Source organism: Streptomyces sp. NPDC107521 (assembly GCF_055598485.1).
Map to the genome: position 1 here is coordinate 1 of NZ_JBVKAT010000006.1, position 15625 is coordinate 15625.

Consider the following 15625-nt stretch of genomic DNA (forward strand, 5'->3'; position numbering starts at 1 on the left):
CAGAAACGGCACACACTCACGCCCTCGGACGATCCCGTGGCGGACTGACGACGAAGATTCACCTCGCATGCGACGGCCGTGGCCGTCCGCTCGGCCTTGTCGTCACAGGCGGCAACATCAACGACTGCACGCAGTTCGAGCAGGTCCTCGCGCAGATCAAGGTTCGCCGTCCAGGCCCTGGCCGACCACGCAACCGGCCCGGTCATCTCCTGGGCGACAAGGGGTACAGCAGTCGATCCATACGCAACTACCTGCGGAAACGAGGCATCCCGCACACCATCCCTGAACGGTCTGACCAACAGGCGAACCGCCGCCGTCGCGGCAGCAACGGCGGCAGGCCGCCCGCTTTCGACAAGGAGCGCTACAAGCGGCGCAACGTCGTCGAGCGCTGCTTCAACGCGTTAAAGCAGTACCGGGCCATCGCCACCCGCTACGACAAAACCCGTGAATCATACGAAGCGGCACTCACTATCGCGTCACTCCTGATGTGGATATGACCCTTTGAAGACAGGCCCTAGTGCCTGTTTTGGCTTCACAGAATCTCGCCGATGAACTGCGAACTGAAGTCGAAGAAGTTCAGAAGGCTTCCGCCGACGAACTCACCGGAAATGAACCGGCTAGTTTCTTGTCACTTCGCGATCTCGTCACTGATGCACTCGACGCTGACATGAATGAGGTGGGGTGGCGCCAGGTGTGGTTGACCTGCTTGGCGCGAGCAGCTGGTCTGAGCGCCACGCCCGAGAACGCCGAGTCGGTACTTACCGACCTAGCACGAAGCCGGCGAGCGATCTTCGTGATCGACGGACTCGAGGACCTGTTCCAGGACTTCAGCAGTAACACCCAGCAGCAGCGCGCACTGAGGGCATTGCTCACCGGTTGTCCTGAATGGCTTCGCTCACTTCGCGGACGCCCCCTGGGTCTGGTTGTGTTCGTACGACGTGACCTCGTTTTGAACTCCGTACAACAAAACGCCCAGCAGTTTCTTGAACGGCATCGCGCCTACGAGCTCCGCTGGAACCGTACAGAGGCGCTTCGCTTGGTGGCCTGGGTCGGCGAAAGAGCCCGGGTTCTAACTCCGGACGGGTCCGTAGACATCCGCTCAGCTGGAGCCAAAACTCTCTCTCGGCTTCTCGTCCAGATGTGGGGGCAAAAGCTTGGATCAGATCGCTCCCGAGAAGCCCGATCTGAGGAATGGTTCCTCGCCGCCCTTTCCGATTTCAATCTGCAGGTTCAGGCGCGAGACATCGTCCATTTCCTGGCCGAGGCCGCCAGCGACTCAGCGGGGGACGAAAAGGCCGGACGCTGGTCAGATCGCCCTCTGACACCCTCGGCAATGCGCAGGGCACTGCCTCGCTCAAGCCGCGAAAAAATCTCTGCAATGGAACAGGAAAACGTACCTGTCAGGAACGTCTTCAAGCGCCTACAGGCATTGCCGGAGGAGATCCGCAAGGTGCCTTTCACGCTCGAGTCCGTGGAGTTGGATTCCGTGCAGGCTCGCCTACTCGAGGCAAACGGCGTCCTCTTCAGGGAGAACGACCAATACTGGATCCCTGAGATCTATCGATATGGACTCGGCTTTGGGGTCAGCAATGTTGGTCGCCCGAGGGTGGTCTCAATCACGAAGCTCATTCGCGATAGGGGTGACGTAATCTGAATCGAGTCCGCCGGTGAACCGGACACCACCCGTACTTCTACCTGGTCTGTCGAACACCCGACTGGCCGACGTCATCCGGTGGGGCGACGTGATGCTCACGCGGTTGGCCAGCCGTCCAGGGAGATGTCCGCGCCGCTGGTCAGGTAGTGGCGCAGGGCACTGGCCGTAGTGTCGACGAATTCGTCGGGGACGGCGTTGGCGTCGACCCAACGGACCTGGGAGTGCTTTCGGGGTTCGCGGTTCTCGGGTTCGCCGCTCCATTCGTGGGCGGCGAAGACGACTGTGAGAAAGCCGTTGGGGCTTCGACGCCCCAGGCGCCGTGGATGATGTGGGCGACCTTGAGGGACTCGGGCTTCACCGTGAGGCCGGTCTCCTCGTACAGCTCGCGGACCGCGGTTTCGGTGATGGGCTCACCCGACTCGCTCTTGCCGACCGGGAGGTCCCACATTCCCCGGGCGAACTTGGCGTTCTCGCTGCGCTGGAGAAGGACGACGCGGTTGAGAGCCTTGTCGTGGACGATGACGGCGGCGACCAGCAGGGTCATGGATTCGGACGCAGGCTTGAGGGCATTTGGCCGGTCGTCGGCCTGCTGGGCCACGGTGTTCCCTTCGTCGGGCGGGTTGTTGGGCATGTTGGCCCTGGATCCAGGCGGCGACGGCGTCGTCGGCACGGGTCCTGGGCAGCGAGGCCGGCGTGGGTGAGCGCGTGGACCCACTTCTATCACTCGGGATCCCAGCGGGTGAGGGCATCCCAGTGCTGCTGCTCGGTGCCGATGTGGTCGGCAAGGCCGGTCAGGGTGCGGGCGGTGTGGCCGACCACGGTGCCAAGAGCAGGGCCGCCCAGCGCCGAAGGCGGCCCGGCGTGGCCTCGCTGGGAAAGCGTCCGCGCAGCATGGACGACTGCGTCGGCGAGGTACGCGGTGACGGTGGTCAGGCCGTGCCCGCCACCGAGGCGCTCGGCGGCGGTACTGAAGGCCGCGGTGATCCGCTGGATCTTCACGGCGCCGCAAGGCGGCCCCGTGGCCCACACTCACTTCATGGACGGGTCCTGGCGGCCCGCCTGCGCGAAGGCCGGCATACCGAAGGGCACCGGGCCCCACGACCTCCGGCACCACTACGCCGACCTGCTGATCAAGAAACGGCGAGTCCGTGAAGACGCTCTCCGAGCGTCCCGGCCACGCCAACGCGGCCATGACGCTGACCAACTCCACCCATCTGTGGCCCGACTCCGAGGAGCGGGCCCGGGCCGACGTCGACAAGGCGCACGTGGACCGGTCCGCCGACGCCCAACCGCGGGGGGCGACGAAACGGCGTAGCCGCTCCCCCGCGCACCGACCGAAGTCGGCACGCTGCGGACCATCCGCGGACCGCAAAGGCCGCCCAACCCGCTTCGTCGCAGGTAGGACGGCCTTTCGCCGGACGTATCAGACGTTGAACCGGAACTCCACCACATCCCCGTCCTGCATCACGTACTCCTTGCCCTCCATCCGTGCCTTGCCCTTGGCGCGGGCCTCGGCGACCGAGCCCGTGGCGACGAGGTCGGCGAAGGAGATGACCTCGGCCTTGATGAAGCCCTTCTGGAAGTCCGTGTGGATGACTCCCGCGGCCTCGGGCGCGGTGGCGCCCTTCTTGATGGTCCAGGCGCGGGATTCCTTGGGGCCGGCCGTCAGGTAGGTCTGGAGGCCGAGGGTGCGGAAGCCGACGTGGGCGAGGGTGGCGAGGCCGGGCTCCTGCTGGCCGACGGACTGGAGCAGCTCCAGCGCCTCGTCCTCGTCCAGCTCCGCGAGGTCCGCCTCCAGCTTGGCGTTGAGGAAGATCGCCTCGGCGGGGGCGACCAGGGCCCGCTGCTCGTTCTTGAAGTCGTCGTCGGTCAGCTCGTCCTCGTCGACGTTGAAGACGTAGAGGAAGGGCTTGGTGGTGAGGAGGTGCAGGTCGTGCAGGAGCTCGGCGCGCTCGCTACCCTGGACGATGCCGTGGGCGAAGAGGGTGTCGCCCTTCTCCAGGATCTCCTTGGCCTCCTCGACGGCCTTGACCTTGGGCTGGACGTCCTTCTTGATCCGCGACTCCTTCTGGAGGCGCGGAAGGACCTTCTCGATGGTCTGGAGGTCGGCGAGGATCAGCTCGGTGTTGATCGTCTCGATGTCGTCCTTGGGCGAGACCTTGCCGTCGACGTGGACGACGTTCTCGTCCTTGAAGGCGCGGATCACCTGGCAGATCGCGTCGGACTCGCGGATGTTGGCGAGGAACTTGTTGCCCAGGCCCTCGCCCTCGCTGGCGCCGCGCACGATGCCCGCGATGTCCACGAAGTCCACCGTCGCGGGCAGGATGCGCTCGGAGGAGAAGATCTCGGCCAGTTTCGTCAGCCGGGGGTCGGGGACGCCGACCACACCGACGTTCGGCTCGATCGTGGCGAACGGGTAGTTGGCCGCCAGCACGTCGTTCTTGGTCAGGGCGTTGAACAGGGTCGACTTGCCGACATTCGGCAGACCGACGATTCCGATCGTGAGCGACACGTTGCGACTTCCCGTACGTGAGGATGCGGAGGAGGGCCAGGCAGGGCCGATCCACCAGTCTACGGGGTGTCCGGTACCGCACTCGCGCGGTGTCGAACGCTTGGCCGGGCCGGGCCCGACGGCGTGTCTTTCGGCCTATTCGGCACATTAACCGACCTAAGTTGGTCCAGTGGAGCAACACAGGACGCGACCCCCGCAGTACGGCCCGCGACGGCCCCGGGCCCCGCTGCCCCCTCAGGGGCGGCGCACGGACGGCGGTGCGGCCCGTCCCGACGGCCCCGCCCGGACGGGCCGGTCCTCCGGCCCGTCCGCCGCGCCGGGAGCCGGCGGCACCCCGCGCCTCCCGCCGGGGCGCCGTCCGCCGGGCGGCGCCCCGGCGCGCCCCGTACCGCCGCTCGCGCGGCTGGTGCGGGCCGTGCGCGCGGTGCCCAACCCCCGGCTGACGGGGCTGGGCACCGGGCTGTTCTGCGTGGCCGTGATGGTGGTGCTCGGGTTCCTCGACGGGTTGCTGTTCGACACCCCGGGCGCGGCCCTGACCGTGTACGGCGTCCTGTTCCTGCCGGTCTGCGCGCTCACCGCGTGCTGGGTGCGCGGCGGGGATCTGCTCGCCGCCCCGGTCGCGGCGCCGATCGCCTTCGCCGCGGGGCTGGTGAGCGTCGCCGGGGGCGGCGACGGGGTCACCGGGTGGGCGATGGGCATGGTGACGGCGCTGGCCACCGGGGCGGGGTGGCTCTACGGGGGCACGCTGATCGCCGGGGTGACGGTGCTGGTGCGCCGGGCCCGGCTGGTGCGCCGCCGGGCCGCGGCGGCGGCCGGGCGCCCGCGGCCCCCGGCGGGCGGGCGGTCGGGCGGGGCGCGCCCGTCGGGCGGGGGGCGGCCGTCAGGCGGGGCGCGGCGCGGCGGCTGACCCGGCCGCCCGCATCGCGGCGCCCACGATGCCCGCGTTGTTCTGGAGCCGCGCCGGGACGATCTCCGCGCGGATGCCCTCGATCCGGGGCAGGAACTTGTGGGCCTTGCGGCTGACGCCGCCGCCGATGATGAACAGCTCGGGCGAGAGCAGCATCTCGACGTGGGTGAGGTAGCGCCGCACCCGCTCCGCCCACTTCTCCCACGACAGGTCGTGGTCCTCGCGGGCCTTGCTGGAGGCCCGCTTCTCCGCCTCGTGGCCGTCCAGCTCCAGGTGGCCCAGCTCGGTGTTGGGGACGAGGACGCCGTCGCTGAAGACGGCGCTGCCGATGCCGGTGCCGAAGGTGAGCAGGACCACCGTGCCGGTGCGGTCGCGGCCGGCGCCGAAGCGGGTCTCGGCGACGCCCGCCGCGTCCGCGTCGTTGACCACGGTGACCTGCGCGCCGCCGAGCCGGCCGCCCAGCAGCGCGCGGGCGTCGACGCCGACCCAGCTCCGGTCGACGTTGGCCGCCGTGCGGATCATGGCGCCGCCGGTGACCACGCCGGGGAAGGTGACCCCGACGGGCCCGGTCCAGCCGAAGTGCTCGACGACCTGCCGGACCCCGTCGGCGACCCCCTCGGGGGTGGCCGGGTGCGGGGTCAGGACCTTGTGGCGCTCCTGGGCCAGGGCGCCCCTGTCGAGATCCACAGGGGCGCCCTTGATACCGGATCCGCCGATGTCCACGCCGAAGATCTGCATGGCCCCACGTTACGGCCCGCGACGGACGCTCACTGCCCGGCGGCGCCCGATCCGCCGCGCTCGGCCACCAGCGCCGCCGCCTCCTCGCGCAGGTCGCGGCGGAGCTCCTTGGGCAGCGAGAAGATGATGGTCTCCTCGGCGGCCTTGACCAGCTCCACGTCGTCGAAGCCGTATCCGGTGAGCCGTTCGAGGACCTGCTCGACCAGGACCTCCGGGACGGAGGCGCCGGAGGTGACGCCGACCGTGGTGACGCCGTCCAGCCAGGTCTCGTCGATCTCCTCGGCGAAGTCCACCAGGTACGAGGCACGGGCACCGGCCTGGAGGGCCACCTCGACCAGGCGCTTGGAGTTGGAGGAGTTGCGGGAGCCGACGACGATGACCAGTTCGGCCTCGGAGCCCATCTGCTTCACCGCGAGCTGGCGGTTCTGCGTGGCGTAGCAGATGTCGTCGCTGGGCGGGGAGATGAGCTGCGGGAACTTCTCCTTGAGCGCGTCGACGGTCTCCATCGTCTCGTCGACGGAGAGCGTGGTCTGGGAGAGCCAGACGACCCGGGAGGGGTCGCGGACCTCGACCTTGGCGACGTCCTCGGGGCCGTCGACGAGCTGGATGTGGTCGGGGGCCTCGCCGGAGGTGCCGATGACCTCCTCGTGGCCCTCGTGGCCGATCAGGAGGATGTCGTAGTCCTCGTCCGCGAACCGGACGGCCTCCTTGTGGACCTTGGTGACGAGCGGGCAGGTGGCGTCGATGGTGGCGAGCCGTCCGCGCTCGGCCTCCTCGTGGACGACGGGGGCCACGCCGTGCGCGGAGAACATGACGATGTTGCCCGGGGGCACCTCCTCCGTCCGTTCGACGAAGATCGCGCCCTTCTTCTCCAGGGTCTGCACGACGTACTTGTTGTGGACGATCTCGTGCCGGACGTAGACGGGGGCCCCGTACTGCTCCAGGGCCTTCTCGACGGCGATCACGGCGCGGTCCACCCCCGCGCAGTATCCGCGAGGGGCGGCGAGCAGGACACGGCGGCCAGACGAAGCGGTCATGCGCCCCATCGTAAGGCCGTGTCCGGCGCGTCAGGCATCGCGCGGACGGGTCCCCGCCGGGAAACTGGCGGGGACGTGGACGCGGGTGCGGCGCGGTGGCGGAGGCGCGATGTCGGGGACCGGTGCGGGTGCGGGGGACGGCGGGGCCGGGGGGGCCGGGGGGACGGGCGGGGCCGGGGCGTACGACGGGGCCGGGGCGACGGCCGGGGGCGGAGGGGAGTCCGGCGGGCTGCGGCGCAGCCTGGGCTTCCGCGACCTCGTGGTCTACGGGCTGCTGTTCATCGCCCCCATGGCGCCGGTCGGCGTCTTCGGCACGCTGGACGCCCGGTCGCACGGCGCGGTGGCGCTGGTCTACGTCGTGGCGACGGTCGCCATGGCGTTCACCGCGTTCAGCTACGCCCAGATGGTGCGGGTGGTGCCGCGGGCGGGGTCGGTGTTCGCCTACGCGCGCGCGGGCCTCGGGGACGGGGCGGGGTTCGTCGCCGGGTGGATGGCGCTGCTGGACTACGTGCTGATCCCGGCGGTGGCGTACCTGTTCTCGGGGATCGCGATGGAGGCGCTGGTCCCCGGGGTGTCGCGGTGGGTGTGGACGGCGCTGGCGGTGCTGGTCACGACCGCGCTGAACCTGTGGGGGGTGCGGGCGGCGGCCCGGGTGGGGTTCCTGGTGCTGGCGATGGAGATCGTGGTCCTGCTGGTGTTCCTGGTCTCGGCGGTCGTGGTGCTGGCCCGCGACGGGGCGGCGCGGGGCTGGCTGTCGCCACTGACCGGGGACGGCTCGCAGGGGGCGTTCGCGCTGTCGGCGGTGGTGGGCGCGGTGTCGGTGGCGGTCCTGTCGTACCTGGGCTTCGACGCCATCGCGACCTTCGCGGAGGAGGTCACCGGGGGGTCCGCGAAGGTGGCGCGGGCGCTGCTGTTCTGCCTCGCGCTGGCCGGGCTGCTGTTCGTGGCGCAGACGTACCTGGTGGCGCTGCTGGAGCCGGTGACCTCGGCGGAGCTGGCCGCGCGGCCGGAGGAGCAGGGGGCCGCGTTCTACGACGCCGTGGACACCTCGGTGGGGACCTGGCTGCACGATCTGGTGGCGGTGAGCAAGGCGGTCGGCGCGGCCTTCGCGGCGCTGGCCGGGCAGGCGGCGGCGGGGCGGCTGCTGTTCGCCATGGGGCGCGACCGGCGGCTGCCGGGGGTGCTGGCGCGCACGGGGGACGGGGTGCCGAGGGTGGCGCTGCTGGTGTCGGCGGTGATCACGATGGTGGCGGCGGTGTGGGCGGCCCGGCGGGCGGACGGGCTCGACCATCTGGTGTCGGTCGTGGACGTCGGCGCGCTGACCGCGTTCACGCTGCTGCACGCGAGCGTGGTGGGCTGGTTCGCGGTGCGGCGCCGCGGCGGGCCGGTGAGCTGGTGGCGGCACGTGCTGGTGCCGGTGCTCGGGGCGGCCGTCACCGTCGCGGTCGTCGTGGAGGCGTCGGGGGCGGCACAGGTCGTGGGCGCGGTCTGGTGCGCCGTCGGCCTGGTGGTCCTGGCGGCGCAGGCGCGGGGTCGGCGGCGGACGGGGAACGGCGGCGGCCCGGGAGCGGACACGGGGGCGGCGGGCCGAGCGGACGGCGGGCGGAGCGGCTGAGGCGGCGCGACGGTACGGGGGCCCGCGCGACGGGACGGGCGCCCGGGGCCGGGAGGCGCCACGGCACGGGAGACACCGGGCGCGGGGGCCCGGCGGGCCCGGGAGGCACCGGGCAGGGGGCGCGGCGAGCACCGGAACCGCCGGACGCCGGGGCGCGGCGAGCACGGGACCACGACGGCGAGCGCGTGACACGGCGGGCGCCGGGCACGGCGAGCACGGGAGACCTCGCCCGGGAGGACGCCGGGCGCCGCGGCCCCGCCGGCACGGGGAGACGCCGGGCGCCGTGACCCGGCCGGCGCGGAAGACGCCACGCGGGGCGACGCCGGGAGCGGGGCGCAGGGTGCGACGGACGCCGGGGTCCCCGAGCGGGGCGCGGCCGGCGCCGGAGACGACGGGAGCGGGGCGTCGGGCCTGGAGGCACGGCCGGCACCAAAGGCGTCGGGCCGCCGGGCCCACGACCGGCACGGGAGACGCCGGGGCGCCGGGGCGCCGGGGCGCCGGGGCGCAAGGGGGCGTTCGGGGGCGCACCGGACGGGACGCGGGGCTCCGGCGCGGGGGCCGGACGGGGCCGGGGCGGCCGGCCGCCCCGTCGCGCCCGGTTCCGCGCCGGGCGCCCCTCGCACGGGCGTCCCCCGGTGTCGTACCCGGCCGTTACGCTCGGCGCATGGCTGTGAAATCGACGCCCGAAGCGCCCCTGCCCGTCGGCGAGGTGTCCCGGCTGATCGGGAGCTGGATCGACCGGCTCGGCGCGGTGTGGGTGGAGGGGCAGATCACCCAGTTGTCGCGGCGGCCGGGCGCGGGAGTGGTGTTCCTGACGCTGCGCGACCCTTCGCGGGACGTCTCCGTGGGCGTCACCTGCTACCGCCAGGTCTTCGACGCGGTCGCGGACGTGGTCGGCGAGGGCGCCCGGGTCGTGGTCCACGCCAAGCCGGAGTGGTACGCGCCGCGCGGCCAGCTCTCGCTGCGGGCGGCCGAGATCAAGCCGGTGGGGGTCGGTGAGCTGCTCGCGCGGCTGGAGCTGCTGAAGAAGGCGCTGGCGCGCGAGGGGCTGTTCGCCCCGGAGCGCAAGAAGCGGCTGCCGTTCCTGCCGCATCTCATCGGCCTGGTGTGCGGCCGTGCCTCGGCGGCCGAGCGGGACGTCCTGGAGAACGCCCGGCACCGCTGGCCCGCCGTCCGCTTCGAGGTGCGCAATGTCCCGGTGCAGGGCGTGCAGGCGGTGCCGCAGGTGATGGGGGCGGTGCGGGAGCTGGACGCGATGGACGGTGTGGACGTGATCGTCGTCGCGCGCGGCGGGGGCAGCGTCGAGGACCTGCTGCCGTTCTCCGACGAGCGGCTGGTGCGGGCGGTCGCGGCCTGCCGCACCCCGGTGGTCTCGGCCATCGGCCACGAGCCGGACACCCCGCTGCTGGACTACGTGGCCGATCTGCGCGCCTCCACCCCGACCGACGCGGCCAAGCGGATCGTGCCGGACGTCGGGGAGGAGTACGAGCGGGTACGGCTGCTGCGGGACCGGGCGCGGCGGTGCGTGGCCGCGCTGGTGGACCGCGAGGAGCGGGGGCTGGCGCACGCGCTGGCCCGTCCGTCGGTGCAGGACCCGCACCGGATGATCGACGAGCGGGAGGCCCTGGTGGCGGCGCTGCTGGAGCGCGGCCGGCGGTCCCTGCGGCACCACCTCGACCGGGCCGACTCCGAGCTGACGCACACGCGCGCGCGGGTGGTGGCCCTCTCCCCCGCCGCGACCCTGCGGCGCGGGTACGCCGTGCTCCAGCGGGCCGACGGCCGGGCGGTGCGCGATCCGGGCGAGGTCGGGCCGGGCGAGGCGTTGCGGGCGCGGGTCGCCGAGGGTGAGTTCTCCGTACGGGTCGACACATAGGGTGGATGGATGACCAGCGAGGTGGAACAGCGGGCGGCCGCGGCCGAGGCACTCGGCTACGAGCAGGCACGGGACGAGCTGATCGAGGTCGTACGGCGGCTGGAGGCCGGGGGGACGACGCTGGAGGAGTCCCTCGCGCTCTGGGAGCGGGGCGAGGAGCTGGCGAAGGTCTGCCGCCGCCGTCTGGACGGCGCCCGGGCCCGGCTGGACGCGGCCCTGGCCGAGGAGGAGGCCGCGGCGGAGGCCGCCGACGGGGAGGGGCGCGCGGACGGGGAGTAGCCGGCCCCGGTGTGCGGCCCGGACGCCCCGGGCCGCACCCACCAGGGCCGCCCGCCGGACCCGCGCCCTGTCGCGCCCGGCCCGGCACCGCGCCGTGTCGGCATCGCGTCGCCCTACCCGACCTCGCGTCGCCGCGCCGACCGGTCCGACCTCACGTCGCCACGCCGTCCGGCCCCGCGCCGTGGCGTCCCGGCCCCCGGGACGGCAGGACCCCCGTACCGCCCGTCCCGGAAGCCGGGTCGCCGCCCGCGCGGGCGCGTCACGCCTCGCGGTCCTCCGCCAGGGTGTGGGCGACCAGCGCGTTGGCGTGGCCGTGGCCCAGGCCGTGCTCGGTCTTGAGCCAGCCGACCAGCTCCATGTGCCGGGTCAGCGGTGAGGCCCGGATGAGGTCCTTCCACTCGGCGACCGGGCGGCCGTACTTCTTCTCGATGGACGGGAAGTAGGAGGCGGGGCCCTTGGCGGGGCCCGCGGGCTCGGTGGTCATCTCTCGGTGCTCCCCTTCGGCTGCGGAACGCGTGCGGGCCCGTGCGGCCCGTACACGGGGTGGACCCCGGCCCGGGACGGAACTCATCGCTCCCGATGTGTGACGCCCGTCACCACGTCCCACGCGGGCGCGTGAAGAGGATCACCTCGCCCCCCATTTGGTTAAATGTTGAACTTCTTTGGCGTAGAGTCGCCCTGTCAGCGGCTCCCGCCCACGCGGGCCCCGCATCCGTCTCCCGAGGAAGAACACGCATGTCTCTCGTTCTCGACCCCGCCGCGCAGGACCTGCTGTTCCGCGAGGCGCGCACCGCGAACTCCTTCACCGACGAGCCGGTCGGCGACGAGCAGCTGAAGGCGATCTACGACCTGGTCAAGTACGGTCCGACCGCCTTCAACCAGTGCCCGCTGCGCGTCACCCTGGTCCGCTCCCCCGAGGCCCGCGAGCGCCTGGTCGGGCACCTGGCCGAGGGCAACCGGGCGAAGACCGCCGCCGCCCCGCTGGTCGCGATCCTCTCCGCGGACAACGAGTTCCACGAGGAACTGCCGCAGCTCATGCCGCACGTCCCGCAGCTCAAGGACGCCTTCTTCAGCGAGCGCCCGGTGCGCGAGGGCACCGCCGCGCTGAACGCCGCCCTCCAGGCCGCCTACTTCATCATCGGCGTCCGCGCCGCTGGGCTGGCCGCCGGCCCGATGACCGGCCTCGACTTCGAGGGCGTCCGCAAGGAGTTCCTCGACGACGACCACACCCCGCTGATGGTCGTCAACATCGGCCGGCCGGGCCCCGACGCCGCCTTCCCGCGCTCCCCGCGCCTGGCGTACGAGCAGGTCGTCACCACCGTCTGAGACGGCGGGGCGCTCCGGCAGCCGCCCCGGCCCCCGCTCCATGGGCCAGTGACCTGAGTCAGAGATATTCGGGGAGTTCTCGCGAGCCGCCCGGCGTGCCGGAGGCCGGATGCCGGCAGGCCGGGCCGGACCTGCCGGCCGCACGGCATCCGGCTGATGGCCGCGATCTGCCGACGAGTCTCTGACTCAGGTCACTAGGGTCTTTCGTTTGGATCCGGCCTGATCCAAACGAAAGACTTCAGGCCCCCGGACAGGGTCCGGGGGCCTTCGCCGTACGTGGGGGCGCCGGGCGGGCGCGAGCGCGGGGCCCGGCGGCGCGGGGCAACGCGGGGCGCCGGTCAGGGCATCGTCAGCGCCTCGGCCATGGCGGTGAGCTGGTCGAACGACCCGGTGCCCGCCACGACCGTCGTCGCGCCCTGCGTGCCGCCGGTGTCGTGCAGCACCAGCGCGTCGTAGCGGCCGCCGGTGTAGCGGGTCCAGGTCCGGCCGCCGATCTCCTGCGTGACCTCGGTCTTCTCCGCGCCCCGGCTGGTGTCGGAGATGAACCGGGACGGCTTCTTCAGCGACTGCTCGACCGTCACGTACTCGCCGTCCGGAGCGCGGAAGCCCAGGTGCCAGGCCTCGGCGTCGTCACCGCGGTAGCGCACGGAGGTCGGCTTCCACTCCTCGCCCAGCCCGTCGGGCGCGGCCACCGGGTAGGACGCCGCCCGGCGTGCGGTGTTCAGCTCGACGGAGTAGTCGATCCGCCTCAGCTCCGGTTCGCGGTTCTCGTCGTGCGGAATGAAGATCCAGACGACGCCCGCCACCAGCATGATGACCCCGAGGGACAGGATCATGTCCCGGGCCGACTTCTGCTTGCCTTTCATACCTGCCACGCCCCCATCGTCGCAGGTGCCCGGCCCGCTCATCCGTGGGGGCCCCTGCTCATTCTGTCGGACGGGAGATACAGTCGATCCATACCCTCAACCGGCCGTCGTCGTACAGAAAGGTGCGCTCCGATGACCGAAAATCATCAATTGCCGTCCGAACTGGATGTCCCCTCCGAAGCGCCCGACCGCAACCTCGCCCTGGAACTCGTACGGGTCACCGAGGCCGCGGCGATGGCCGCCGGCCGCTGGGTCGGGCGCGGCGACAAGAACGGCGCCGACGGCGCCGCCGTGCGGGCCATGCGCACCCTCGTCTCCACCGTCTCGATGAACGGCGTCGTCGTCATCGGCGAGGGCGAGAAGGACGAGGCGCCGATGCTCTTCAACGGGGAGAACGTCGGGGACGGCACCGGCGCCGAGGTCGACATCGCCGTCGACCCGATCGACGGCACCACCCTGACCGCCAACGGCATGACCAACGCCATCGCGGTGCTGGCCGCCGCCGAGCGCGGCTCCATGTTCGACCCGTCGGCCGTCTTCTACATGGACAAGCTGGTCACCGGCCCGGAGGCCGCCGACTTCGTCGACATCGACGCGCCCGTGTCGGTGAACATCCGCCGGGTCGCCAAGGCCAAGCGCTCCACGCCCGAGGACGTCACCGTCGTCATCCTCGACCGGCCCCGGCACCAGGGCCTGATCGACGAGGTCCGGGAGACCGGCGCCCGGATCAAGCTGATCTCCGACGGGGACGTGGCCGGCTCCATCCTGGCGCTGCGCGAGGGCACCGGCATCGATCTGCTGCTCGGCATCGGCGGCACCCCGGAGGGCATCATCTCCGCCTGCGCGGTGCAGTGCCTGGGCGGCACCATCCAGGGCAAGCTCTGGCCCAAGGACGACGAGGAGCGGCAGCGGGCCCTGGACGCCGGGCACGACCTGGACCGGGTGCTGACCACCGACGACCTGGTCTCCGGGGACAACGTCTTCTTCGTCGCCACCGGCATCACCGACGGCGAACTGCTGCGCGGGGTGCGCTACCGCTCGGAGACGGCCACGACCGACTCCATCGTGATGCGCTCCCGCTCCGGCACGGTCCGCCGGATCACCTCCGAGCACCGGCTGAGCAAGCTGCGTGCCTACAGCGCGATCGACTTCGACCGCGCCAAGTGACCTCGCGGCACCACCGCCGCGCTCTCGCGAAAGGGGCGCCCTCTGTGCGGAGGGGGCGCCCCTTTCCCCTGCCCGCGCACCGCCTCCCGGCCACGCACAGGGCAACCCCGTACGGCGCACCGCGCACCGCGAACCCCGCGCTGAGCACCGCGTACCGCGCACCGGCCGCGCCGACCCCGTCAGCGCCGCCATCGCACCGCCACCGGGCCGCGCAGCCTCCGGGACGCGCCGAACCCGCGCGGGCGCCCCGCCCGCCCCGCCCTGACCCGTGCCGGACGCCCTCCGCCCCGGACACGCGCACGCCGCCCCGGGAGGCACCGGACCGTCGGCACGGACCGGAGCACACCACCGGGAGGACGCGGGCCGCCGGGACGACCCGGGCCGAGGGCGCGGGGCCCGGACCCGGAGCCGTCAGCCGGCCGCGGCTATGCGGTCCGCGGCGGTGCGGGAGGTCTTCTGCAATTCCACGTCACGGCGGCGGCGCCGGGCCAGCACCACCCGGCGCTCGGCGGCGGTCAGCCCGCCCCAGACCCCGTACGGCTCGGGCTGCACCAGCGCGTGCTCACGGCACTCGACCATGACGGGGCAGCGGGCGCAGACGCGCTTGGCCGCCTCCTCACGGGAGAGCCGGGCCGCGGTGGGCTCCTTGGAGGGGGCGAAGAACAGTCCGGCCTCGTCGCGCCGGCACACCGCCTCGGTGTGCCACGGAGCGTCTTGGTCCCTGTCCCGCACCGGCCCCCGCTGGGCCGGTACGGCAGCTACCTGCAGGGACGAATGGGGCGGTTGCACCACGGGTCTACTCCTGACGACGGCTTCGCGAGCGAGAGACGATGCGTCAGGCTTACCCGTTGTACGCGAGCCTATGCACTGGGTTCACGACGGCCGCCGGGGCCGCTACAGATGCTTGCGCACCCCCCGGTCGACGGAGCGGCGCACCCGGTCCAGGATGTCCGCGACGACCCTGCCGCGCCGGGGGCGGGCCTCGACGGAGCCGAGCACCGCCCAGCCGTCCACATGGATGACGGGCGCCTGCTCCTCGTCGGAGTCCAGGGTGTGCACCTCGAAGCTGCCGAGCACACTCCCGCCGGTGCCGCGCAGCGACACGTTCTCCGGGACACGGACCTCGACGCTGCCGAAGACCGAGAACGCCTTGATCACCACATGCTGGTAGTCGAAGAGGGCCTCGCTGAGGTCGATCTCCACACTGCCGAAGACGGCGTAGGCGTGGATACGGCGGCTGGCCCGCCAGCGGCCCCGGCGGACGGCGCTGCTGAAGACCGCCACCACGTTCTCGTCGGGGGCCTGGGGTATCGCCCCGGGGCGGGGGTGGCCGGCGGACGCCGGGGCGGGGGCCGGGCGGCCGGTGTGCGCGGCGGGCAGGTCGCGGACGAACACGTCCAGCTCGCCGACGGTCTTGGCGGCGAGCACGCCCTCGACGCGCTCGGCGTGCTCCTCGGCGGTCAGCCGCCCCTCGGCGAGCGCCTCGCGCAGCATCTCCGCGATGCGGTCCCGGTCGGCGTCCGAGGCGCGCAGCTCCCCGACGGTCGGCGCCGTGTTCGCGCCCCGGCCCTGGGCGTGTTGGTGAAGGTCCACGGCGGCAGCCTACCGAAACGCGATAGATCGCGACCAGCCCTGTGGACAACCCCGTCCG

The 15625-nt window shown here is 72.4% G+C and carries 15 protein-coding genes and 2 pseudogenes; 8 read left to right on the forward strand and 9 right to left on the reverse strand.

All coding sequences use genetic code 11. The features are described from left to right. Both ACZ7LB_RS11250 and ACZ7LB_RS11255 read left to right on the forward strand, forming a co-directional pair. Positions 1-497, forward strand: a 497-nt coding sequence (locus tag ACZ7LB_RS11250; RefSeq protein WP_471467184.1) for an IS5 family transposase, incomplete at its 5' end; no start/stop codon positions are given. A 29-nt stretch (positions 498-526) separates the two neighbouring features. Further along, positions 527-1654 carry a hypothetical protein gene (locus tag ACZ7LB_RS11255; RefSeq protein ID WP_471467186.1) on the forward strand — a complete coding sequence of 376 codons (1128 nt, stop codon included), beginning with the start codon at positions 527-529 and terminating at the stop codon, positions 1652-1654. A gap of 95 nt (positions 1655-1749) precedes the next feature. On the opposite strand, the pseudogene ACZ7LB_RS11260 reads toward ACZ7LB_RS11255, so the two are convergent. From ACZ7LB_RS11260 to ychF, 3 genes and pseudogenes are all read right to left on the reverse strand, one after another. After that, positions 1750-2285 (reverse strand): annotated as a pseudogene (locus ACZ7LB_RS11260) (NUDIX domain-containing protein). Positions 2286-2298: 13 nt separating this feature from the next. Beyond that, positions 2299-2647 (reverse strand): annotated as a pseudogene (locus ACZ7LB_RS11265) (hypothetical protein); the annotation flags it as partial. Between the two features lie 430 nt (positions 2648-3077). Beyond that, the gene (gene ychF, locus ACZ7LB_RS11270; RefSeq protein ID WP_471467188.1) at positions 3078-4166 is read right to left on the reverse strand and encodes a redox-regulated ATPase YchF; all 1089 of its coding nucleotides are present in this window, start codon (positions 4164-4166) and stop codon (positions 3078-3080) included. A 415-nt stretch (positions 4167-4581) separates the two neighbouring features. Here ychF and ACZ7LB_RS11275 point away from each other — a divergent pair, with 415 nt between their 5' ends. Then, positions 4582-5073: a DUF6542 domain-containing protein gene (locus ACZ7LB_RS11275; RefSeq protein ID WP_471467190.1), complete on the forward strand. Its 492-nt coding sequence runs from the start codon at positions 4582-4584 to the stop codon at positions 5071-5073. Here the strand turns inward: ACZ7LB_RS11275 and ppgK are convergent. After that, positions 5047-5811, reverse strand: a complete 765-nt coding sequence (gene ppgK / locus ACZ7LB_RS11280; protein WP_471467192.1) for a polyphosphate--glucose phosphotransferase — start codon at positions 5809-5811, stop codon at positions 5047-5049. The genes ACZ7LB_RS11275 and ppgK overlap by 27 nt on opposite strands. 29 nt (positions 5812-5840) lie before the next feature. Further along, a complete protein-coding gene (locus ACZ7LB_RS11285) occupies positions 5841-6857 on the reverse strand; it encodes a 4-hydroxy-3-methylbut-2-enyl diphosphate reductase (protein WP_471467194.1) in 1017 nt (338 codons plus the stop codon). A 100-nt stretch (positions 6858-6957) separates the two neighbouring features. Between ACZ7LB_RS11285 and ACZ7LB_RS11290 the strand changes: the two genes are divergently transcribed. The 3 genes from ACZ7LB_RS11290 (at position 6958) to ACZ7LB_RS11300 (ending at position 10615) form a co-directional block, all read left to right on the forward strand. Next, the gene (locus tag ACZ7LB_RS11290; RefSeq protein WP_471467196.1) at positions 6958-8463 is read left to right on the forward strand and encodes an APC family permease; all 1506 of its coding nucleotides are present in this window, start codon (positions 6958-6960) and stop codon (positions 8461-8463) included. Positions 8464-9127: 664 nt separating this feature from the next. Further along, the gene (xseA, locus tag ACZ7LB_RS11295) at positions 9128-10336 is read left to right on the forward strand and encodes an exodeoxyribonuclease VII large subunit (RefSeq protein ID WP_471467198.1); all 1209 of its coding nucleotides are present in this window, start codon (positions 9128-9130) and stop codon (positions 10334-10336) included. A gap of 9 nt (positions 10337-10345) precedes the next feature. After that, a complete protein-coding gene (locus tag ACZ7LB_RS11300) occupies positions 10346-10615 on the forward strand; it encodes an exodeoxyribonuclease VII small subunit (protein ID WP_471467200.1) in 270 nt (89 codons plus the stop codon). Positions 10616-10874: 259 nt separating this feature from the next. On the opposite strand, the gene ACZ7LB_RS11305 is transcribed toward ACZ7LB_RS11300, so the two are convergent. Continuing rightward, entirely contained in the window at positions 10875-11099 is a 225-nt protein-coding gene (locus tag ACZ7LB_RS11305) for a DUF4287 domain-containing protein (protein ID WP_161224843.1), read from the reverse strand. A gap of 251 nt (positions 11100-11350) precedes the next feature. On the opposite strand from ACZ7LB_RS11305, the gene ACZ7LB_RS11310 reads away from it, so the two are divergent. Beyond that, the gene (locus ACZ7LB_RS11310; protein WP_471467202.1) at positions 11351-11941 is read left to right on the forward strand and encodes a malonic semialdehyde reductase; all 591 of its coding nucleotides are present in this window, start codon (positions 11351-11353) and stop codon (positions 11939-11941) included. Between the two features lie 338 nt (positions 11942-12279). Here ACZ7LB_RS11310 and ACZ7LB_RS11315 read toward each other — a convergent pair whose 3' ends face one another. After that, entirely contained in the window at positions 12280-12807 is a 528-nt protein-coding gene (locus ACZ7LB_RS11315) for a DUF4245 domain-containing protein (RefSeq protein ID WP_471467604.1), read from the reverse strand. A gap of 132 nt (positions 12808-12939) precedes the next feature. Here ACZ7LB_RS11315 and glpX point away from each other — a divergent pair, with 132 nt between their 5' ends. Further along, positions 12940-13974 carry a class II fructose-bisphosphatase gene (gene glpX, locus ACZ7LB_RS11320; RefSeq protein WP_161224846.1) on the forward strand — a complete coding sequence of 345 codons (1035 nt, stop codon included), beginning with the start codon at positions 12940-12942 and terminating at the stop codon, positions 13972-13974. A gap of 411 nt (positions 13975-14385) precedes the next feature. Here the strand turns inward: glpX and ACZ7LB_RS11325 are convergent, their stop codons facing one another. After that, the gene (locus tag ACZ7LB_RS11325) at positions 14386-14766 is read right to left on the reverse strand and encodes a WhiB family transcriptional regulator (protein WP_161229013.1); all 381 of its coding nucleotides are present in this window, start codon (positions 14764-14766) and stop codon (positions 14386-14388) included. A gap of 102 nt (positions 14767-14868) precedes the next feature. Next, positions 14869-15567 (reverse strand): DUF1707 SHOCT-like domain-containing protein, encoded by a 699-nt coding sequence (locus ACZ7LB_RS11330; RefSeq protein ID WP_471467205.1) that lies wholly within the window; start codon positions 15565-15567, stop codon positions 14869-14871. Between the last annotated feature and the right edge of the window lie 58 nt (positions 15568-15625).